The following is a 21,326-nucleotide window of genomic DNA, read 5'->3' as shown; positions in this document are numbered from 1 at the left end:
TGATACTCCCATTTAAATGATATATTGGAATATACTACTAATTGGAAAATACATCCATACAACTAATTACCTAATTATTACAAAAAAAAGACGGCTCTCCGCCAACTTCTTGGCAATGAACCATCTCTTGAATGAATCGGTGATTTGTGTTTTTTTTGAAAATGACTACTTTAAGGATTTAAATACACCCTCGCGGCCACTCGCACTCCCTCTACGCGACCAAATAACAACAGGGATCAGCAACAAGGACAGGAATCCCCCCGCCAAAGACAACCAAGCAAAGCTTGAATGCGCAACAACCATGCCTGACAAAGCTCCGCCAGAAGCTCCCGCCAACGAAACTAAGACATCAACAGTTCCTTGCGTCCTCGCACGTGTTGCAGGTGTTGTCGCATCAATAATCTGCGCAGTACCGCTGATAAGACCGAAGTTCCAGCCAAGTCCGAGCAAGGCCAGCGCAATAATGAGCCAGAACATCGAATCCGCTGGCGCCCACGCGGCAAGCAAACCGGCCAATAACAGCGTAACCCCCGATACACAGGACATGAAGATGCGCCCGAGTTTATCCACAAGTATCCCTGTTACCAGAGAAGGCAAAAACATCGCCGCGACGTGAATGCCAATTACCATACCGACTGCATCTAAGCCATGTCCATGATGCTTCATATGGATCGGCGTCATCGTCATGATCGCGACCATGACAATCTGCGTCAACACCATCACCGTGGTCCCGATGAGAACTCCTCGGTCACGTCCAGCTGGTGCTGAAGGTTTCGCGGCAACTCCCTCTTGCGTTGGATTCGTTGCCTGCGCTTCAGCTATCGCTTTAGCCACGATATAAGGGTCTGGCCGAAGCCATGTCCATAACACCAAGCCCGCCAGTATAAAAGCCGTAGCGGCTAGCATAAATGGCCCCGCTAGCGCTGGTGTACCGATGGATGTCGCGAATCGCCCCATCACTCCAACCAAATTCGGTCCTGCAACGGCACCGAACGTCGTGAAGACCATAGCTAAGCTGATCGCTCTTGCCCGCTGCTTGGGCCCAGCTAGGTCCGTTCCCGCATACCGTGTTTGAAGATTCGTTGATGTACCTGCGCCGTAAATCAGCATCGATAGAAACAGAAGTGGCAGGCTATTCGCAACAGCTGCGAATACGACGCCAATGGCCCCTACTCCGCCGGCGAGAAAGCCGGCTGTTAAGCCTACCCTCCGACCATAACGCCCCGACAATCGTCCAACTATCCAGGCGGACGAAGCAGCACCTAGCGTCAACAATGCGGAGGGGACACCAGCCAAGCTATCCGTCCCTAGCATATCTTGTGCGAGCAGCGCTCCAACCGTCACACCTGCAGCGAGCCCTGCTCCGCCGAATAGTTGAGCGATGATGACGGTCATCAACGTCTTGCGGTAAAGCTGCTGTTGTTTTTCTGGAGAATGCTTATATGTTTGAATCCATTCGCTTCCTTCAGCCATTCCTAATCCTCCTCCCCTGCTACGAAACGCCTTTTGCCACTATCATACCTGTGTCTGGCGTTATTGGCTATGTCAAATTACTTTGATCATTTCATCAATAAACATAGGAAGATGCCGACACCTAAGAACGCTGATCTGCGCACATAAAAAGCATCCAACACCTTGGATGCTTTCCCGTTTACCTATATTTACCCGATTAAAGGCGCTTCTTGACCAAGTGTTCCCTCTACCGCATTCCCTTCCTTCCGCCAGTACTCAATACCACCTAGCATTTCTTTCACCTTGAATCCTAGACCTGAGAGACGAGCGGCCCCTTTGGTACCACCATTGCAAGCTGGTCCCCAGCAATAGACGACGATCGTTTGCTCTTTGGAAAAGGAAGCCGTCGTTTCGACGCTGATCTGGTTGGAAGCCAGGTTAATCGCACCGGGAATATGGCATTCTCCGTAGGCTTTTGCGCTGCGAACATCGATGAGCAGGAAGTCATTGCAGCCATGCTGCATGTCGTAACGTACATCCGCAACGTCTGTTTCTACCGAAAGCTTATTCATAAAATGCTGGTGCGTATGCTCCGGTGATGCAGCAGGCGTCTCAAGAACGAGCGATTTGGTTGTTTGAATGGTCATTTGGGTTACCTCCAGTGTGGTTGTTGATTTCTTACTGTTACTGTAACACAGCCCCAAACACTGGAGTTATCGATAGTTATTGAACCTATACTTCAATCATTTCGATAGTTGGCGCCGCCGAGCAGCTCTAGAAAACCTAGATAGGCTTTCGATTTCCATTTTTTCTTTGCGATAATCAATTGTGTGTAGAACTTACACGCTGGATCAACGAAGGGGATCGCGACGATCTGGCCTTTGCGGATTTCCTCAGCAACCGTAATTCGTGGCAATAGGGCAATGCCAAGTCCGTAGGTTACACACTGCTTGATCGCCTCCAGATTACCGAACTCGTAAGATAACTTGTAGCTCACTTGATTTCCTTTTAACACCTTAAGCAACATCGCTCTGTACGTACAGCCATCCTCGGTCAGAATCAGAGATTCATTCTGCAGATCTTCCACGTGAACTTCACTTTGCCCAGCTAATTTATGATCGGGACTTGCAATGATGACAAGTGGTTCTTCTCTCAAAATAAGGCTCTCCAGCTCTGGATCCGTAAATGGCGGGTCCAGAATGATCCCGATGTCCAGAGCGCCTTCTTTCACCGATTCAATAATGAAGGGTTCATTCCCTGGTTGAATGACAATGTTGACCTCAGGGAAATCGCGGCGATACGCCTGTAGATACGGGGGCAGATAGAAAGCCGCTAACGTCTCGATCGTCCCAATCGTGAGCGTCCCCTTGGATTGCTGGGATACGACTTCCTTGGATTCTTCATGCAACCTATTAATCTCATTCGCATATTGCAGGAGTGCTTCTCCAGCCATCGTTAATTTCATACTCCGTCCAAAACGTTCCAAGAGAACAGCCCCGTAGGATTCCTCGAGCTTCTGAATTTGGGCTGTAATGCTTGATTGGGCATAGCCTAGCGTTTCCGCGGCCCTCGTGAAACTTCCCCACTTCGCCACTTCGCGAAATGTCCTCAAGTACGTCATTTCCATAAGTCTCACCTCCACGAGTCTACTAGGAGCATTCCTCTATTTGAAATATAACAAGTACCTAAGGTCTTATCAACCATCATGATTTTATATCGAATCGACTTCTAATAAACTTTTTACGTGAAGGATGGGTCGCACAAAGGCTTTCCACATACTGATCGAACTTTACTGCCAACACATCATATTGGAAACTGGACTTCGCACGTCTATAACCACCCTGTACAAGCCTTTCTCTAAACGCCTCATCCCTTGCCAACTGGAGAACGCTTTCTACAATTTCGGCATGTGAATTCGGATCCACAAGAACTCCTGTCACTCCATCAAGCACCGCTTCTAGAGCACCACCAGACCTTCCGGCAATGACCGGAATACCCGTCGACGCTGCTTCCAGATATACAATACCAAACCCTTCCGCATCCCCCTTCTCCATTTCCCTGCATACCATAATGAACTGATCAGCCAAATTATAATAGTCATTCAATTCCTCACCGCCGTTTACGCTTCCAATGAACATGACAGCATTCGTAACGCCTGTAGTGCGGGCAAGTTGCTCGAGGCGGGCTCGTTCTGGTCCGTCACCAACAATGACATACACAGCATTGGGAATGTGTTGGATAATTTGGGGCATCGACTCTATGACCCGATCTTGCCCTTTTCGCGTCACTAATCTCCCTACGGATAAAATAATATATTTACCTTCAAGCCCATGCCGTCTAAGTAGCTCCTCATTTACAGGTTTCCGCTCAAAAACGGCCTCTACGCCAGGATGCACAAGACTAATTCGAGAAGGATTAACCCCATAATCCTCCACGAACCTTTTAGTAAATAAACTATTCGTCAACACGCCATCAGCATGTATCAATATTTGTTTAACTAAATAATTTAAGCCGAAAAAACGGCGAAACATTAGCATATCCATGCCATGTGTCGAAATGACATAGCGGCGCCCACCAAATACTTTAAACAGCAATCCAATGAAACCGATTTAGCACATAGCCATATACTGTGACATCTGGTTCTTCAACCGTCATCATTTTTTTCACGTGGCTGAACAGTCGTCCCCAACTTAAAAAGTGTGCACGTTCTCCACGCATAAATGATCCTCGCACTGTACGAAAGGACTGTTCGTCATCGAATGCTTCACTCCCCGGATACTCAGGAGCCAGCACCACACATTGTATTACTTAATTGTAAGGGGTATAACAGGCAATTATTTTTGTTTTGTTAATTTAACGAAGTTGGCTAGGTATGATAAAAAGCGCTCTCTCACCATCCGGCGGGAGAACGCTTTTCACTTATGAATATAATGTCATCTTCCGTCGACGATGGAGGAAGGATTTGATGCACCTGTACATGTAAAATGCCAACAGAGACATCTCAAGTCCCCAAATGATATAAATCGACGTATCACTAACTTCAATTTGCAAATAATCAAAGTCCGCAAACTGCTTTCTCACGAATTGGTCCGCCACCATCTGGGCCACATGATCCACGATCGGCACAAAATCCTTACCATATCCCTGTGCCGTAATGTGTGTCATTATCATATGCCCAGCATTGGAAGATGCTTTCTAGTATGGTAAGTGAGAGACGATGAAATGCATTGTTTTAACTCGTTGACAGGTATTTCATCGTTTTCATCAAACACAATCGCCCGATTACCTTCAAATTTGAACTTATCTCTAAAAAGTTCCTTGAATGTGTCAACCAACATGGTATTACAGTTAAAATACATGGCATACTGTTGCGGGCTAGATTTTTTCCAGTCTATTCTGATTGTGCTTCCATTTTTTGTTAGGTAACTAGGTTCACCCCATTTTAGTGTCTCTTCCACGGTATCAACGCCTTCTGTTTCCGTTGCAGTATCCAGAATTAATTCGCGAAGAAACCACATTTGTTGCTGAATATGTTCGGGGTAATGTTCGAATACAGCTGCTACCTTCGTGTTTTCAATCGCACCCATATTGATCACTCCTTTCCTTATTTGTAAAGCCTCCGAATCCAAGCTTATGTTGGTTTGGAGGCTTTGTCGTTGCAAACTAGAAAATCGCTCACATCATGTTCTTCTTTGGGTGACGGCGCAACAAGCTATCGGCGTATAGCGATATAAATTTCAGCTTGCCCATCGTTCGGATCGATATTCTGGCCATAATACTCAAAATCGCCTGTGAAAGCTCGATCATTGCCGGACTGATGCGACCATTCCCAAATATCGCCCCAGGCCCGCTGCACCACCTCTATAATCGGCCCCCGCTCTGTGACGAATACGGCGTATTTCGCAGCAGGAACTGTGAACGTCTTAACGGACTCGGGATATTGCCCCTGCAAGTCTTCCCGAACGTGTACGCCAACCATTACTTCATACCGCCCAGCATCGCCTTGTTCATAGTTGAAGTAACAGCTATAATGACCATCCTGTTGTACATAGGCGGCCAGTTGTCCGCTAATATTGTGTAAGTAGTATTGTTCAAACAGCTTGCCGATTTTGCCTTTATCGCTGAACTCGGCTTCATTTGTTGTGACAGTGCTAATTCCAGCTAGCGTGAAAGAGGGAAGTTCCTCTATACGTGCAGGCTCAATTGGATTGCGGGTAGCTGGATCTATCGACAGCGAGTGTTTCAATTCAGTCCGACCGTTTTGTTCGTTTGTTATGGATTGGTCTTGTTTCATCACTAATCATTCTCCTTTTATTGGAATGAGTTTAGTATAAAACAACAAACCTGACATCTTTCTGTCAAGTTGATTTAGCTCTGCTATATATTTTCGCAACTTGCTCTGCACGACTAGCGATAATATCCCGCAGATGGGGTGGCTCAATCACCTCTGCATGGTGACCCAAACCGAGAATGAATCTATACAACCAATCATCTTCCGGGTATGCCTTCCTTACTTGCCAATTGCCGTCTTCATCCGGCAAAAGACCTTCGATGCCAAACCATTCCTCCGCCAAATGACGAGAGTCAGCATGGAAACGCAAAACGATCTCTGTCACCAGGGACGGCTCGCATGGGTTCTGGCCCGTGTCACGTTCTTGCATCGGAAGCTCACGGCGAATGAATACTCTTCCCGTCGCTATCTCCAGCTCCTTCATTCTCTTTAGCTTGAATAGCCGAAACTGCTCTTTCTCCAGGCAGTAGGCTTGCAGGTACCACTGTCTCCCTTTTAAGATGAGCATGTACGGCTCTACAGTACGGTATGTTATTTCACCTTCGGCATTGGAATAGATAAATCTAGCTATTAGACACTTATCTACGGCTTCCTTTAGTAGCTGAAGTTTAGGTCGCAGCCTTTCATTGCCGTCCCAAGGCGAGTAGTCAATCAACACACTGTTCGTCTTATGTTGGAAATCTTCGGAGTATGCGGGCGGGACAACGCTATGGATCTTCTCCAATAACCGCAGTTGATGCTCGTTGCCGTATGAGGTTGAGATGCTGCGTAGGGCGGTAACGATGTCTGCAAGCTCATCGTTGGTAAGTACATTATGATCCAAGCGGTAACCTTCCATCAGTCCAATGCCACCATTCGTTCCCTGATAGGTGACGATGGGGATACCAGCCCCATTAATGACTTCAATATCTCGATATATCGTTCGTACGGATACCTCGAACCGCTCCGCGAGTTCCTTGGCTTGCACCAATCGGCGGTTCAGAAGCAGAATAATTATGGATAAGAGCCTTTCCAGCTTCACAGTATGTACCCCCATCACAAAAAATATGCAAGAAGTTTGTTTCAATCGTATTGTCTCATAGGAACATACCTCTGTGAATGATTATCTACCCTAGGAATTCTTGTTTACAATCTGTTGACCCGTAACCGCTGCTCCGAAGCATCGCAAAAAGGCGTACAGTGATATCACACTGTACGCCAATCTCCCGTCCCGCGCGGTCTTTTCGCGCTATTCCTCTTCACCCGTCGCTATCGGGTTATCTGCCCACGAAATCCAGTCGCTCCAGCTTCCGCTGTAGAGCTTCACGTTGTCGAAGCCCGCTTCACTAAGCCCCAGCACGTTCGGGCACGCCGTAACGCCCGAGCCGCAATAGACGATGATTTCATCAGCGTCACGCAGTGCGGCAAAGTGCTGCTCCTGCTCCGCAGCAGACAACCAAGCGCCGTTCTCGCCGAGAACGCCTTTCCAGAAGAAGTTGCGCGCGCCTGGGATGTGGCCAGCCACCGCATCGATCGGCTCTTCCAAGCCGAGGTAGCGGCGCTCCTCGCGCGAATCAACCAGCACGGTGCCTGGGCGACCGAGCTTGTCCTTCACTTCATCCATGCTCGCCAGCATGGAGCGGTGCACCTTCGGTGAGAAGGTGCGCGGGAATATAGCAGGCACTTCAGCCGTGACCGGGTACCCCGCGGATTTCCACGCGGTGTACCCTTGATCCAATACGTATACCTCGGAGTGGCCGAGGAATTTCAGCATCCACCACAAACGGGATGCCATAGCTCCGCCTTGATCGTCGTAAGCAACGACGGTCTTCGTGCCGTCAATGCCGAGACTGCCGACGAGGATCGAGAATGCACCGAGATCCGGAAGCGGATGACGTCCGCCGTGCGCCATAAGGGCACCGGATAGGTCCTTCTCCAAGTCGACATACACCGCTCCCTCAATATGATCCTGCTCATACTGTTCACGGCCTGATTCAGGCTTACCAAGTGCAAAACGACAATCCGCGATGACGATATTCGCATCCCCCAATTGCCCAAGCAACCATGACTGACTTACGATATTTTCCACGGTTTCTGCCACCTTCCCCTACCTACAGTTAATCTCCCATCCCACTTGTGGGATTAGCGGAGTACGATTGCCAATTACTTCGATCTCCACCCATTTTATCGTAAAAAGCTTGCGCGCGTAAGTTATCTGGCGCAGTTGTCCAGGTTAAATTTGCATAACCGTGTCTGGCTGAGTACCCTTTGCAAGCAGCGAAAAGCTTTGCCGCCGCACCCTGTCCACGCTCAGCTTCAACAACGTACAAATCGTTCATCACCGCAATTTTGGAGGCACGCAGCGTGCTAAAGGTGAAATATAACGTCGCAAAGCCGACTAATGTCCCCTCCTCCGTTTCAGCAACAAATTGAATGCCAATTTTCTGTTCGAGCAATTCATGAATCAAAGCGTTCAGCTTCTCATCCTCCGGTTGTCGGTACTGATAGAAATCCACAATATAAGCGAGCATTAAAGTTTTGAGCTGGGGGATATCGGACATAACGGCTTCACGAATGGTCACTTGTGTCATCACGGGTGCCCTCCTTAATCTTCATATGGTATGGTATAAATAAAAGTAATGTCATTTTAGTCATTAGAACAATGGACAATAAATATCGAAAAAATGATAATCGTGCATCACTTTAGTGGTACTTCAAAATTAACATAAGCACTCACAAATGTCTTATCCCATCTAAAATCGAGGCATCTCCTCAAATAAGACCACGAAACATGCTTACTCGCTGCATAACTTTACTTTCAGCGTGCATTAACCAAAAATAAGACAAGATAGCTTGCTTAAGCACGCATAACAAGGGCTATTTGAAGAAATAAGCCCTCTCAGATGTCTTATCCGTCATCTTGCACTGCATAATGGCACCCAAACAGGGTTCCGCATATAGGCATTCATAGTTTACCAAATGAAACATCAAATTCTTACCTATAGAAAGGTTGCCCCATATATGCCTCAACCTATTACCATAACTTTACCTTGGCGCGTGGTTCCGCTAACGGAATCGGCTTGTCAGGAGCTGTGCACGTGGAGCTATCCGGCTCCCTACGACATTTACAACTGGCCGTCCTGGGCCACGATGCTCGACAACCAAGCTGAATTCGCTGATCCACAAATAAGGGATGAACAATATCGCGGTGTTGTCGATGAATCGGATGCATTACAAGGGTTTGTTCAGTATTTCCCAATCGTTGGCGTTACCCGGCTAGGCCTAGGACTTAAACCGGATCAATGTGGCGGACTTGGCACGCAATTCGTTCAACTCCTTGTGGCAGAAGCCCAACAAAGAACCCCCGAGCAAGAAATCGACCTCGAGGTACTCGTCTGGAACGAGCGAGCTATTCGCACCTACCAGCGTGCTGGTTTCACGATTACGGATACATACGAGAAGTGGACGCCAACCGGAACAGCTGAGTTCCACTGTATGGTCTATACAGGTCCGACTATCCTCTTAGCGCGTTAACTCCACAAACGCCTGATCAAACTTCGCAGCAGTCGAGAAATCCAGCTCGGTCAAACCACCAGCACTCCACGAGGTCAGGCGTAACGTCACCATTTTATAATCAATGGCGATCATGGGATGGTGGTTAACAGCCTCGGAAATTCTGGCAACTTCATTTACGAAAGTGATTCCCTGTAGAAAAGAAGTAAACCGATACTTCCGCACGATCCACTTGCTTTCCTCAGCTTCAAGGCTCCACGTTCCCAACGTGGACAACCGCTCATCCACAGTTACTCTCTCTAGCTTCACTCTCAGCAACACCCTCCGCATTCTCATTGCCTGCTCTCGTTCAACGACGCCTACTGGGGATGCGTATTCTGGGATTGTGATTGGATCACCGCATGTAATTGTGGGGATAATTGGGTACCTGCCCCTTACTCGTAATCATAGGCAACCACGCCCATATCACTCTCACCCGCATACGTCCGAAGAAGCTCTAGGAATGGCTTCCCGTAGTTGCGGTATTTCACCTCACCGACCCCTTTGATGCGCAGCATCGCGGCTTCCGTAGTCGGACAACTCTCACTCATCTCACGCAGCGTACTGTCGGCGAAAATAATATAAGGCGGCACCTTCTCACGCGCAGCCATTTCACGACGCAGCAATCGCAGCTGCTCGAACAATGTATTGTCCATCGCGGCGACAGCGCGAACGGGTTCCCTCCGCACCTTTTGATTCACGGGCAGCTTGCCCTGAAGCACTTCCGCAGCAGGCTGCATCAAACGAACAACCGGATATTGACCCTCGGACAATTGCAAGAAACCTTCCGAAATAAGCACATTGATCAATTCAGCGATCTCTTTTTCGGGCAAATTGCTCATAATTCCGTGTGTCGGCAAGCGATCAAATCGATAGTCCATGATCTTCTTCGCCTTAGAGCCTTTAAGCACCGAAGCAACCATCGAAATCCCGAAGCGCTCGTTCATGCGGCGGATACAGGAGAAGATCTTTTGCGCCTCGACCGTAATGTCGACGGTGTCTCGATCGTCCTTGCAGGAGCTGCAGTTCCCGCAGGTGTCCTTAATATTTTGCTCATCAAAATAATGTAAAATAGCATTCCGCAAACAGCGCGGCGAATAACAGTAGTCGATCATCGTTTGGAGCTTCTTGTATTCGTTCGCTTTGCGCTCAGGCGAGAGCTGGTTCTGCTCGATCAGGAACTTCTGTGTCATAATATCCTGCGCACTGAACAGCAGAATACACTCGCTCGGCTCACCATCACGACCCGCACGGCCGGCTTCCTGGTAATAAGCTTCCATATTTTTCGGCATATTGTAGTGAATCACGTAACGGACGTTGGATTTATCAATCCCCATCCCGAAAGCATTCGTCGCGATCATCACGCGAATATCATCGTAGAGAAACGCCTCCTGCATATAGGAGCGCTCATCATCAGACATGCCAGCATGATACTTGCCTGCGGCGAAGCCTTTTTTGCGCAACGTCTCGTACAAATCCTCAACATCCTTACGCGTCGCAGCGTAGATAATGCCAGGCTGATGCGTATGTTCCTTCACATAGTTCTGTATGTAATCCCGCTTTTTCTCACCACGAAGAATGGTTAGCTCCAAATTGTCACGCGAGAATCCGTTGATGAAAATCCCTGCGGTATCCAGCTCCAACAATCGGGCAATATCCGCTGTCACTTCCGCGGTAGCCGTTGCAGTAAACGCCGCCACGATAGGTCGATTCGGCAGCCCCCGAATGAACGGTGCAATCGAGACGTAGCTCGGACGGAAATCATGCCCCCACTGCGAGACACAGTGCGCCTCGTCAATCGCAACCAAAGGCAGGTTCAACGCCGCCATCCGGGCACGAAACCGTTCCGACTCTAGACGCTCAGGTGCAATATAAAGCAACTTATATTTGCCCTGCATAGCCCCCTGCATGCGCTGTTCCACTTCTCTAGCTTCCAACGTACTATTAATGAACGTGGCAGGAACTCCAAGAGCGCCAAGCGCATCCACCTGATCCTTCATCAAAGAGATAAGAGGGGAAATGACTAACGTCACTCCCTCCATCAGCAAGGCTGGCACTTGATAGCAGATCGATTTCCCGCCACCTGTCGGCATGATGCCCAGCGTATCTTTCCCTTCGAGAAGGTTCGTAATTATATTTTTCTGGCCTTCCCGGAACTCCGGATACCCGTAAACCTGTTGTAGAACCTTTCTTGCGCCATCCAACATAGCTTGTTTACACCTTTCTATCGTACAGTTCTGCCTGTTTTACACCAAATAAATAACGGATACCAACTTCTCACCATCATGCACCTTGAGCACGTGATTACCCGCATCATGCCTAACTGAGCCTGCTCCAACCTGCATCACAGGTGTACTGCCTAGTCCGTAGAATATATCGTCAGCCAGCGTACGCAGGCACTCTTCCTGTTCATGTGCGTCTAGCTCCTGCCAGTCTTCTGCATTCATCTCCAGCAGCTCATAAAAACCATTCACCATTTCGATCCCACGTACAAAATCAGTAACAATATCCTTATATTCACGACCAAATTTAATACCCACTCGCGCAGTCTCCCTTCAAGAAGCATTTCATCTAGCTTCACTTTATCATATTCTAGGTAAGAATGCAGGGTTAACCCCTTTCGGCACGGATTAAAAATATCACCTTTGGCATAAACTGTGGAAATGGGCAATTTCGGAAAAAATCTGTTACTATGGAAGAAGGAATGCGCCGCTCGGAGGGTAGGAACGATCACATGTTGAAACTTCAAATTCCCAAAAATCGAATGAACTACCTCATCAAGCAAATCCCGCTTCACTTTGACGCCATCCGTCTGGAGCAAGGCTGGGAGTATTATCATAAAGGTCGCGTGACCGAGGTTGATCTCAAAGGGCTTAGTGTTCTGGCCACCGTCACAAGCAAACAAGTCCATAAGGTAGAAGTTCATTTAGAAAATTTCGCTGCGAGTACCTGCACTTGTTCTTTTGAGGGCTTCTGTCAGCATATCGGTGCTACGTTTTTTAGCCTATACGCCGCCTATGGTCGTGCAGAGCTTGTCCTACAGCAGCTAAAGCAGCAAATCCATACACGGAAGAAGCCAGCCCGAAGTGCTGCAGCTTCCGTTATACAAGAACGCAAAGCGGCCGCACAGGCGAATGTGCCTTTGGAAGAGAGTATGCCTAGTGATTGGCATCGTTTTTTTGAGGGTAAGTTTCATGGCTTCTCCATCTCGCATCAACATTCCATAGAAACCTTCTATGAGTCCGCCTTGGAGTCGTTGCCGCCTTATGCTGCCAATTGGCGCGATACGACGCGCGAACTCTACATGTTCCACATCGTGCTGTTCATGATGCGGAAGATCGAACAATTTTATCAAGAAACGAAGAGTTCTTACCTCAGCTACTATCATGAAAATGGATGCAAAATTTCCGCCAAAAACTGTGAAGATAAGCTTGTCGAATTCGTCGATCGAATCGATGTGAATCGCTCTTTCCTTGCGGAGCCTAAGATTTGGTTATCCACGATGAAAATGGTCGGAGAATCCGCCCTGCAAGGCAAAGACAGTCCCGTTGATTGGCTGTTCGTGTATCGTTTCATCTGGTGGAAACTGACCGATCAACCTAGTGCACAGAAAGAGGAAATCGCACGTCTCGACGGTCTTTTGGCCAAGAAGGAACTGCTTCCGAAGAAAAAGGATACGTTACTTGCGGCTAGAGCGCATTTTGATATTATGCAGGGGCATACCGAGCAAGCCTTCGAACGGCTTGGGCAGCTCGCTCAACCGCATGCGAAGGATTTCTTCCTTTATTTAAATAAATTTGCGAGCGATGGACAGTGGGATCACATGTTGGTCTGGCTGCGCTGGCTGTTCCCTTCGATAACGAATGCGAATCATGATGATTTCCGCACGTTCTGCCAATATTGGCTGGATACGACGAAGCATCTGGCTAACGATAGCGAGTGGGTACAGGTGATGGAGTCCTTACTCCCACGTTCCTACTACTATTACACCGCGTATTTGCTGCAAACGAAACGGTACCGTCAGTGGGTCGATTTGCAACTGGCGAATCGGATTTCCCCCTTGAATTTATATGGGATGGAGCTTAAAGCGATCGAAGAGCACGACTCGGCGCTGCTCCTTCCGCTCTATCATCAAGCAGCCGAACGGGCTGTTCTGGAGAAAAATAGGGCTTCTTACAAGACGGCAGTCCGCCTGTTGAAGAAGCTGCATAGCATTTATAAACACATCGGCCAGGATGACCGCTGGGAGCACTATATTTACCGCTTAGCGGATAAGTTCTCGCGTTTGCGTGCTTTCCAAGAAGAGCTCAAGAAAGGAAAATGGATTCGATGATCGAAACCAGCGCGCTGACCGTTCACGTTAGTTCCTTACCTAACGGGTCATTATTTCTATGGGGTTCCCGTGAAAACGGTGGTATTTGGGATGCTCTTGATTTAAAACATATGCTATTCGCCTGGCATCGCGCCTCCTTCTTCGGCACCTTCATGGAACCGAGTGAATGGCAGAACCGGGAAGGCATCGAATTGCAGCCGCTTGAAGCGCTTGATTATTTCAGCGAACCGCAGCCTGTTCAGCACTTACAATTGAAGTGGCATGCTTCTTCCGCTGATGTGATTGCGCTGGCTCCTGCTATTCGCGAGTCGCTTGCGACAGGCCGCTTCATGCCAGACTATGAGAAATGGAAGTCCGGCGAGATCGGTTGGAAGCTGCAGCTGCCAGAGGAGCTGCAGTTGTTAGAAACACCAGCGATCTCACGCTGGATTCATGCGCTGATCCCGGAATGGGTCGATGCCGACGGGATCATGAAAGACAATTTACGCAAGCTGGAAGCTGCGTATCCGTTAATGCGGCGCGGCGATGTCAGCGCCGAGGTTTGGCTGGACGAGGAAGACTGGCTCGTCAGCATTGGTTGGCGTCAGGACCGGACGCCGATGCGCACGTGCCTGCAGCTCGTGGAGCCAGACCTGGCGCACGCCGCTGGCTGGCAGCTGCGCGTGCTGCTGCAGGACCGGCTGGCGCCGGAGGTGCTGCGCACCGTAACGACCATCGGCGAGCCGGTCGCAGGGGAACAGCCACTGCCGGAGGCGTGGCTGCCTGAACTGGGCCGTGTCGAGCGCGACACGGCGAAGTGGGTGCGCATCCTGCCGTGGCTGGATGCGGGCGAGGGCGTCCTCCGTCAGACGGTGACGGAGGAGGAAGCTTGGCGCTTCCTCGCAGAGGGAAGCGTAAGGCTTGTTGAGTCAGGAACAAGCGTGTTCCTGCCAGCATGGTGGGATCGCATCCGCAAGATGCGACCGAAGCTGCGCGCGAAGATCAAGTCTTCCGTCGGTTCTGGACGGGAGACGATGTTCGGGCTGACCCAGCTGATGCAGTTCGACTGGAAGCTGGCTGTTGGGGATTTGGAGCTGACGGAGGAGGAATTCCGTCTGTTGTTAGAGGAGAAGCGCAAGCTGATCCAGATTCGGGGCAACTGGATTCAGCTCGACCCCAAATTCATGGCACAGGTCGAGCAGATTATGAAGCAGGTGCACAAGAAGCAAGGACTTTCGTTCCGCGATGTGCTGGAGCTGCATTTTGCCGGTGACGCAGGCGGCTTGCTGCCGGCTGAGGATGATCCTGACGCGATGCGCTATCTCGACATGGAGGTTGAGCTGAATGAACAGCTGCGCCACATGATTGACCAGCTGACCCAAACCTCGGCGATTCCGACAATTGAGCCGCCGCCTAGCTTTCATGGCTCACTTCGCCACTATCAAGTGGACGGCATCTCTTGGCTGTTGTTCTTACGTAGATTCGGCCTTGGCGGCTGCTTAGCCGATGACATGGGTCTCGGGAAAACGATCCAATGGATTACGTACTTGCTCACAGTCAAAGAGACCGAGCAGCCAGATACACCATCGTTACTCGTTTGTCCGACCTCGGTGCTGGGCAACTGGCAGATGGAGTTGAAACGATTCGCGCCTTCCTTGCGCGTCCATCTTCACTATGGACCACAGCGGTTAAAAGGTCCTGCCTTTGGTGAGAAAATCGTTGGCAAATACGATCTCGTCTTAACGTCTTACACGCTTTCCCATTTGGATGAGAGTGAGCTTGGCGCTATTGCTTGGAACTCGATCTGTTTGGACGAAGCTCAAAATATCAAGAACGCTTATACCAAGCAAGCTACGGCGATTCGCCGCTTGAATGGGTTCCATCGCATCGCTTTAACGGGAACGCCGATCGAGAATCGTCTGACCGAGCTATGGTCGATCTTCGACTTCGCGAATCCTGGCTACCTCGGCACCGTTCGCGAGTTCACGACTCGCTATGTGAATGCCATCGAGAAGACGCGCGATGAAGCGACGATCGGCAAAGTTCAGAAGCTGATCCGCCCATTCCTCCTGCGGCGCGAGAAGAAGGATCCGGCGATCCAGCTGGACCTGCCAGAGAAGAACGAGTCCAAAACGTTCATCTCGCTCACAGCGGAGCAAGGCTCGTTGTACGAGAACTACATCCAGGATATGTTCGATCGCCTGGATAAGCTTTCTGCGATGGAGCGGCGTGGCCTCATCCTCGCTGCGTTGACGAAGCTCAAGCAAGTGTGTAACCACCCGGCTTTGCTGCTTAAGGAAGGGCTTGGCACCCCGTGGAGCGGACGCTCCAACAAGCTGGAGCGCTTGCTCGAGATGGTGCAGGAGTTGCGTCAAGAGGGCGACAAATGCTTGATCTTCACGCAATTTGTCGAGACCGGCAACCTGCTGCAGCATGTGCTTCAGCAGGAGCTCGGCGAAAAAGTGCTGTTCCTGCACGGCGGAACATCCAAGAATGGGCGCGATGAAATGATCGCGCACTTTCAAGACAATGATGACCAGCCGGTCGACGAGCAGCGAAATGTGTTCATTCTTTCGCTGAAGGCCGGCGGTATTGGGCTCAACCTGACGGCGGCGAATCATGTGTTCCACTACGATCGCTGGTGGAACCCCGCCGTCGAGAATCAGGCGACGGACCGCGCCTTCCGGATCGGCCAGACGCGACATGTGCAGGTGCACAAGTTCGTGACGCTCGGCACGCTGGAGGAGCGCATCGACGAGATGATCGAGCGCAAGCTCGGCCTTAGCCAGCAAATTGTGGGCTCCGGTGAGAACTGGATCACCGAGCTGTCTACCGACGAGCTGCGCGATTTGTTCTCGCTCCGCCGCGAGTGGGTGGAGGCGTAACAGCTAAAAGAGGCAGCCTGAGACGTAGTAAAGTCTTTGGCTGCCTCTTTTTTTAGTTTAGAACCATCCTCATTTCGAGTTATAGATAACGTTATGCTATCATCCTATACCTTAAGTAAATTCGGAATATATCCGAATAACGTTATGGCACAGCGCTATTTGAAGTTGGGATGAAATCTGGCTCTTCCATAGTATAGTTACTACAAGATACTAGATTTAAACACAAAAGAGGTTATCCCAAGCTTCACCTGGGATAACCTCTTTTGTGCTCCATGCGTATCCGTCGTTCCGTCCCGCTCTATCTCTCTAGCAACCTACTACACGATCTCAGCTACTCTTCTTACACGTCCTCCCAGTACGAGTCACTTTTCACTATTAACCTTCTACCATCCACACTACCTCTTCAGCCAACAAGCTTATCCACGGAGTTAACTCTATACACGCCAGCTATCGCGAATGTAAAGGGGTGTTGCTCAGATCAACAAATCCAAGAACAAATAATACCCCTCACCCATCGCACATGAGTACGTCTGAATCTGACGCGAGGTATCCAAGTCGGTATAGGCTTGGGAGAGAATGCCTTGCTTTTGCAAATTCATCATCAGAATGTTAGAGATGAAATAGGGCCGCCACGTCCAGTTCGCTTGACGATAGCTCTCGTCTTTGCCCCACCCATCTTCGGAACGCGTGTAGTTAGAGGAAATCTGGTAGCCATCCCCCTGACAGATGTACATACGGATGCAATTGTCCGTAACGTTACCGATGGTTTGCTCGATTACCGCATCAGCCTCCTCTGCATTCGAGATGTGAACGGAGGCGTTGATTAACGCATCCAGCCTTTGATGTACACTCAGCAGGTGATGGTATCGCCTAAATTCATCCTGTCCGAACGATTTAATTTCCTCTTCCAGCATGGCTTTGTAGGCATCTGGACGCTGCAGGTCTGGCTCTGCTTTTGAGAATAAAAAGCCTTGCACATATCTAGCCCCAACCTGTAAAGCGCTGCGCAACTCCTGCTTCGTTTCGACGCCTTCAACGAGTAGGGAAGCACCAATCTGAGCAGAAACGATGGAGAATGACTGCATAACTGCCTTGTAGCCGTCGTGGACGATACTCTTTTTCAAAATATTCAGGTCAACCTTCAAGATCTTCGGCTGCAAGCTCGCAATGCGATCGAAATTACTAAACCCGCTTCCCACATCATCAATAGCGATCGTACATCCGAATTCACGATATAATTCAACAATCCACGTCAGTTCCTGGAGCTTGCCCGTAAATTCCTCCTCGGTGATTTCAATGACGATCCGCGAGGGATTAATCTTGTATTTTTTTAACAATTCAATCGTTGGTAAGATTCCTGTTCGTTTGTAGGTTCTATAAATCCAAGAGGGCTTTAGGTTGATAAACAGTTCGCTCTCGTCCGATGCAGCAGCTATTCGTTCTATGGCCTGCTCTCTTAAATGGCGATCGATCATAAGCTGCATGTCCTCAGACATATCAGGGTCCTTGAAAAAGGGGCCTAAGCTCTCCACACCACTCTCACGAACCCATCTACCTAGTGTTTCATACCCTATTATTCGTTGACTCTGCAAAGAGATAATCGGTTGAAAATAGGGACGTACTTCGTGACGCGGCGGAATCTTGATGTTTTTCACCTGCACAGTGCGCCTCCTTCTTAGAAAATTTTCCATGTCATATGACTTGACATCCTATATCGTTGTTGACTCATATTTTAAACGACATCGCCCTTTTCCGCAATCTCCCATGGAAGAAAACATAACATTATCAGATTTTAGAGGAATTTGTTGATGTTTGTCGAATTTCTAAGTGATCTTTTATTCTATTAGAAGTTAGGTGACCGATTGGAATGAAAACCTTCACGAGATCGCGGATCTCCATGCTATATGTTATTTTAATAGTCCTTTTACTAGCATTCGTCAGTGTATCCAACTACATGGCTTCTCGAAATATGGAGAGAGAAAACAATGCGATTGTCAATCAGGCGATTCCGATTCTAACGACGGCCAATAGTTTATTGACCAGCTTAATCAATCAGGAGACGGGGCTCCGCGGTTACCAACTAGGTGGTGGAAATGAACAATTTCTTGAACCTTATACCACCGGAAGAGAGCAGGTCACCATGGATTTAAACACGCTTTCGACCTACGACAAGAAATATCCAACCCTACAACTTATTATTGATACCCAGGCAATACCAGCCATTACCAATTTGCAAAAGTACTATGATACGACTTTAGAATTATTCCGTGCAGGTAAAATTGAAGAAGCGAAAGCCCGTGTCACTGGCGGCAAAACGCTAATGGATCGCTATCGTGTCATTCATACGAGTATTGAAAAAAATATTGGGCAGATCACGTCTACAGCCTATGAGGCTTCTCAGCGAGCGGGTCAAACCTCCCGTTTGATCACCATTGTCGGCTTCATAATCGCTCTTCTTGCAGGAGCTATGTCCATTATCATCTCCTTACGCTCCTACCAAGCGGAGAAAGAACTGCGCAAGAGCGAGGAAACTTACCGCTATATGGCCGAGAGTCTGGAATCACAGAACGAGGAAATTATTGCCCAACAAGAGGAACAACAGATTACGCTGGCTAAGCTGTCTGAGCGCGAACGGGATTTGGAACTCATCTCCTCGTACCAAGAGAAGCTCACTGGCTATGTGAAATTAACCGATTTCTTGAAACATACGCTCCCTGCGTTATTAAATTCGCTTGCGCAGGATGCCGCCTTAGTTGTCCTCGAGGATCGCTCAGAGAATGGTGATAGTTCCTACGAAGTTATTCATTCCATTGGGTATCCCAAGGGACATATTCAAACTTCTCGCAGCGAGCTCTTCGGCCCAGCCAGACGTGTATTCGATGAGGGTGTTTCGATCACACATACTCGTGACGTGACAGGCAATGAGCAAGGTGTCCATAATGGTATGACACGAGCCATCGATCATTACATTCCGCTCACGGATGACAAGCAAGAAGTCATTGGTTTTCTATTATTGACGAGTTACCAAAGCTCGCTCTATCAAGAAGATAATCAACGTCTAACCAAAGGTTTAGTTCGTCAATTCGGACTCGCGTTCTATGCGCAGGTCGTGAATGATGAGAAGCTGCAACAGGCAGAAAGCCTAGCCTTGTTGAACGATCAACTCACGGCAGAGAAATTGCTTTTAGAAGGTCAGCATGACCTTATTCAAAATATTCTAGAGTCCGCCCACGAGGGTATGATGATGTGTGATTCAGAGGGTACGATTCTCTTTTCCAATCATCGGATGAGTCAATATTTCGGGCTAAATGAACGGATCGGCCAGAACCTTGTTAGCTGCAGCTATGAGATTGGGGCCAAATCGGCTAGTTTCCATGGGGTAGCAGCTTCCATTGAAGCTTTGATTGATCGCTCGCTGTCTCATTTGACGCAGCGCTTCAGCTTCCAGCAGGACGAGCAGCTCCAACATGCGGAGCTCTACGCTACCGTTGTTAGCGAAGGCACTGAGCAACAAGGCTACCTCTTCGTTTTCCGTGACCGTACGGAAGAAGAACGCGTGGATGAAATGAAGAATGAATTCATCTCCATTGTTTCACATGAGCTGCGGACTCCGCTGGCCAGTGTGCTTGGATTTATCGAAATTTTACTGCATCGCGACCTGCCGCAAGAGAAGCAGAAACGTTACATGGAAACCATTTATAACGAAGCCCAGCGCCTGTCGAATTTAATCAATGACTTCTTAGATCTACAGCGGATGGAGTCCGGTCGTCAATCGTACAACTTCGCCCCGATTCATTTGCAGTCTCTCGTCACCGAGATTGCAGAGCAATGGCAAGATAAACAGCTGCATCAGATCGTCATTCACCAGCAAGAGCCCGAGCTTTGGGTACGGGCAGATGTTGATCGTATTCGCCAAGTCTTTGATAACCTCATTAGCAATGCTATTAAATACTCGCCGGCAGCTGATCACATCGACATTCACTTGTTGACACATGACGGTAAAGTTACCATTGCCATTCAAGATTATGGTCTCGGTATACCTTTGGAAGCAAATGAGCATATGTTCTCGAAATTTTTCCGTGTCGACAACTCCGACCGTCGTCAGATTGGCGGCACAGGCCTCGGACTCGCCATTGTGAAAGAAATCATCGAGGGCCATGGCGGGAACATCTCCTATTCGTCTGAAATGGGGCATGGCACCACGTTCCGTATTGAACTGGACCAGTATGAAATTTCCGGCCTAGACGGAAAAATTGTTATTTTCGAAGACGATGATAACTTGGCCAAATTAATTCAAGTCGCTCTAAATAAGCTGAGTCTACCTTCCATCCAACTGCGTTCCGCTGAGGAAGGCATGATCGCATTGCGTCGCTGTAAGGGTGAAGGTCCTGTTCTGTTTATCGTAGACATCCATCTAGAAGGCGAGAAAACAGGCTGGGATTTCATCGCAGACTTGTACAAGCATCCCGTGCATGCGCAAACGCCAGTCATTGTTTCAACAGCGCTCGATCCGCCTCATGATTATCATGAGAAAGAGATTGAGAAATATCTGAAGAAGCCATTCACGATGGAACGACTCGTGCAGGTAGCGAAACGCCTGCTCGACAATAAAAGCAGCCTAGCTTACGTTTTCCCAGCTCAAAACAAAGAAACCCTCTCCACCACCCTAGAACGCAACGGCATTAACGTGCTCAAAATGCAAGAGAATCAGGACATGATTGAGGTTGATCTCATTCGGCCTCCGTCGGACAAGTAACCGTTTATTGATCTCTCCTACCTATTTTAGGTGGGGGAGATTTTTAATATTATTGTAAAGAAGAGGGATTTCCCTACAGAATCGCCAATATAATAGAAA

Annotated in this window: 19 protein-coding genes; 4 read left to right on the top strand and 15 right to left on the bottom strand. The window is 48.8% G+C overall.

Annotated elements, in window-relative coordinates; genetic code table 11:
* Positions 1-165: 165 nt before the first annotated feature.
* From ACSQ8O_RS02985 to ACSQ8O_RS02935, 11 genes are all read right to left on the bottom strand, one after another.
* On the bottom strand, positions 166-1,473 hold the full coding sequence (locus ACSQ8O_RS02985) for an MFS transporter (RefSeq protein WP_436240419.1): 1,308 nt from the start codon (positions 1,471-1,473) through the stop codon (positions 166-168).
* A 188-nt stretch (positions 1,474-1,661) separates the two neighbouring features.
* On the bottom strand, positions 1,662-2,099 hold the full coding sequence (locus ACSQ8O_RS02980; protein WP_436240418.1) for a rhodanese-like domain-containing protein: 438 nt from the start codon (positions 2,097-2,099) through the stop codon (positions 1,662-1,664).
* A gap of 92 nt (positions 2,100-2,191) precedes the next feature.
* Entirely contained in the window at positions 2,192-3,079 is an 888-nt protein-coding gene (locus tag ACSQ8O_RS02975; RefSeq protein ID WP_436240417.1) for a LysR family transcriptional regulator, read from the bottom strand.
* A gap of 76 nt (positions 3,080-3,155) precedes the next feature.
* Positions 3,156-4,046, bottom strand: coding sequence for a glycosyltransferase family 4 protein (locus ACSQ8O_RS02970; protein ID WP_436240416.1), 891 nt, complete (start codon positions 4,044-4,046; stop codon positions 3,156-3,158).
* The gene (locus ACSQ8O_RS02965; protein ID WP_436240415.1) at positions 4,036-4,170 is read right to left on the bottom strand and encodes a hypothetical protein; all 135 of its coding nucleotides are present in this window, start codon (positions 4,168-4,170) and stop codon (positions 4,036-4,038) included. The genes ACSQ8O_RS02970 and ACSQ8O_RS02965 overlap by 11 nt, the downstream gene beginning before the upstream one ends.
* 201 nt (positions 4,171-4,371) lie before the next feature.
* Entirely contained in the window at positions 4,372-4,623 is a 252-nt protein-coding gene (locus ACSQ8O_RS02960; RefSeq protein WP_436240414.1) for a hypothetical protein, read from the bottom strand.
* A complete protein-coding gene (locus tag ACSQ8O_RS02955; protein ID WP_436240413.1) occupies positions 4,620-5,039 on the bottom strand; it encodes a DUF1801 domain-containing protein in 420 nt (139 codons plus the stop codon). The genes ACSQ8O_RS02960 and ACSQ8O_RS02955 overlap by 4 nt, the downstream gene beginning before the upstream one ends.
* A 125-nt stretch (positions 5,040-5,164) precedes the next feature.
* Positions 5,165-5,746 carry a GyrI-like domain-containing protein gene (locus tag ACSQ8O_RS02950; RefSeq protein WP_436240412.1) on the bottom strand — a complete coding sequence of 194 codons (582 nt, stop codon included), beginning with the start codon at positions 5,744-5,746 and terminating at the stop codon, positions 5,165-5,167.
* A 64-nt stretch (positions 5,747-5,810) separates the two neighbouring features.
* A complete protein-coding gene (locus tag ACSQ8O_RS02945; protein ID WP_436240411.1) occupies positions 5,811-6,764 on the bottom strand; it encodes a helix-turn-helix transcriptional regulator in 954 nt (317 codons plus the stop codon).
* 207 nt (positions 6,765-6,971) lie between these two features.
* Positions 6,972-7,811 carry a sulfurtransferase gene (locus tag ACSQ8O_RS02940; protein WP_436240410.1) on the bottom strand — a complete coding sequence of 280 codons (840 nt, stop codon included), beginning with the start codon at positions 7,809-7,811 and terminating at the stop codon, positions 6,972-6,974.
* A 28-nt stretch (positions 7,812-7,839) separates the two neighbouring features.
* Positions 7,840-8,313: an N-acetyltransferase family protein gene (locus ACSQ8O_RS02935; RefSeq protein WP_436240409.1), complete on the bottom strand. Its 474-nt coding sequence runs from the start codon at positions 8,311-8,313 to the stop codon at positions 7,840-7,842.
* A gap of 430 nt (positions 8,314-8,743) precedes the next feature.
* Here ACSQ8O_RS02935 and ACSQ8O_RS02930 point away from each other — a divergent pair, with 430 nt between their 5' ends.
* Positions 8,744-9,256 carry a GNAT family N-acetyltransferase gene (locus ACSQ8O_RS02930; protein ID WP_436241931.1) on the top strand — a complete coding sequence of 171 codons (513 nt, stop codon included), beginning with the start codon at positions 8,744-8,746 and terminating at the stop codon, positions 9,254-9,256.
* Here ACSQ8O_RS02930 and ACSQ8O_RS02925 read toward each other — a convergent pair.
* From ACSQ8O_RS02925 to ACSQ8O_RS02915, 3 genes are all read right to left on the bottom strand, one after another.
* The gene (locus ACSQ8O_RS02925; protein WP_436240408.1) at positions 9,245-9,544 is read right to left on the bottom strand and encodes a 4a-hydroxytetrahydrobiopterin dehydratase; all 300 of its coding nucleotides are present in this window, start codon (positions 9,542-9,544) and stop codon (positions 9,245-9,247) included. The genes ACSQ8O_RS02930 and ACSQ8O_RS02925 overlap by 12 nt on opposite strands.
* 125 nt (positions 9,545-9,669) lie before the next feature.
* Positions 9,670-11,481 (bottom strand): DNA helicase RecQ, encoded by a 1,812-nt coding sequence (gene recQ, locus ACSQ8O_RS02920; RefSeq protein WP_436240407.1) that lies wholly within the window; start codon positions 11,479-11,481, stop codon positions 9,670-9,672.
* A 39-nt stretch (positions 11,482-11,520) separates the two neighbouring features.
* Positions 11,521-11,814 (bottom strand): hypothetical protein, encoded by a 294-nt coding sequence (locus ACSQ8O_RS02915; protein ID WP_056622100.1) that lies wholly within the window; start codon positions 11,812-11,814, stop codon positions 11,521-11,523.
* 194 nt (positions 11,815-12,008) lie between these two features.
* Here ACSQ8O_RS02915 and ACSQ8O_RS02910 point away from each other — a divergent pair, with 194 nt between their 5' ends.
* Positions 12,009-13,607: an SWIM zinc finger family protein gene (locus ACSQ8O_RS02910; protein ID WP_436240406.1), complete on the top strand. Its 1,599-nt coding sequence runs from the start codon at positions 12,009-12,011 to the stop codon at positions 13,605-13,607.
* Positions 13,595-16,471, top strand: a complete 2,877-nt coding sequence (locus tag ACSQ8O_RS02905; RefSeq protein WP_436240405.1) for a DEAD/DEAH box helicase — start codon at positions 13,595-13,597, stop codon at positions 16,469-16,471. The genes ACSQ8O_RS02910 and ACSQ8O_RS02905 overlap by 13 nt, the downstream gene beginning before the upstream one ends.
* A gap of 473 nt (positions 16,472-16,944) precedes the next feature.
* Here ACSQ8O_RS02905 and ACSQ8O_RS02900 read toward each other — a convergent pair whose 3' ends face one another.
* Positions 16,945-18,126 (bottom strand): EAL domain-containing protein, encoded by a 1,182-nt coding sequence (locus ACSQ8O_RS02900; RefSeq protein WP_436240404.1) that lies wholly within the window; start codon positions 18,124-18,126, stop codon positions 16,945-16,947.
* A gap of 212 nt (positions 18,127-18,338) precedes the next feature.
* Here ACSQ8O_RS02900 and ACSQ8O_RS02895 point away from each other — a divergent pair, with 212 nt between their 5' ends.
* Positions 18,339-21,227, top strand: a complete 2,889-nt coding sequence (locus ACSQ8O_RS02895) for an ATP-binding protein (RefSeq protein ID WP_436240403.1) — start codon at positions 18,339-18,341, stop codon at positions 21,225-21,227.
* Positions 21,228-21,326 lie beyond the last annotated feature (99 nt).

Origin of the sequence: Paenibacillus sp. LjRoot56 (assembly GCF_964253335.1) — a bacterium.
GTDB lineage: Bacteria > Bacillota > Bacilli > Paenibacillales > NBRC-103111 > Paenibacillus_E > Paenibacillus_E allorhizoplanae.
The sequence above is the reverse complement of the archived record's forward strand: the minus strand, read 5'-3'. Positions and strand labels throughout refer to the sequence as shown.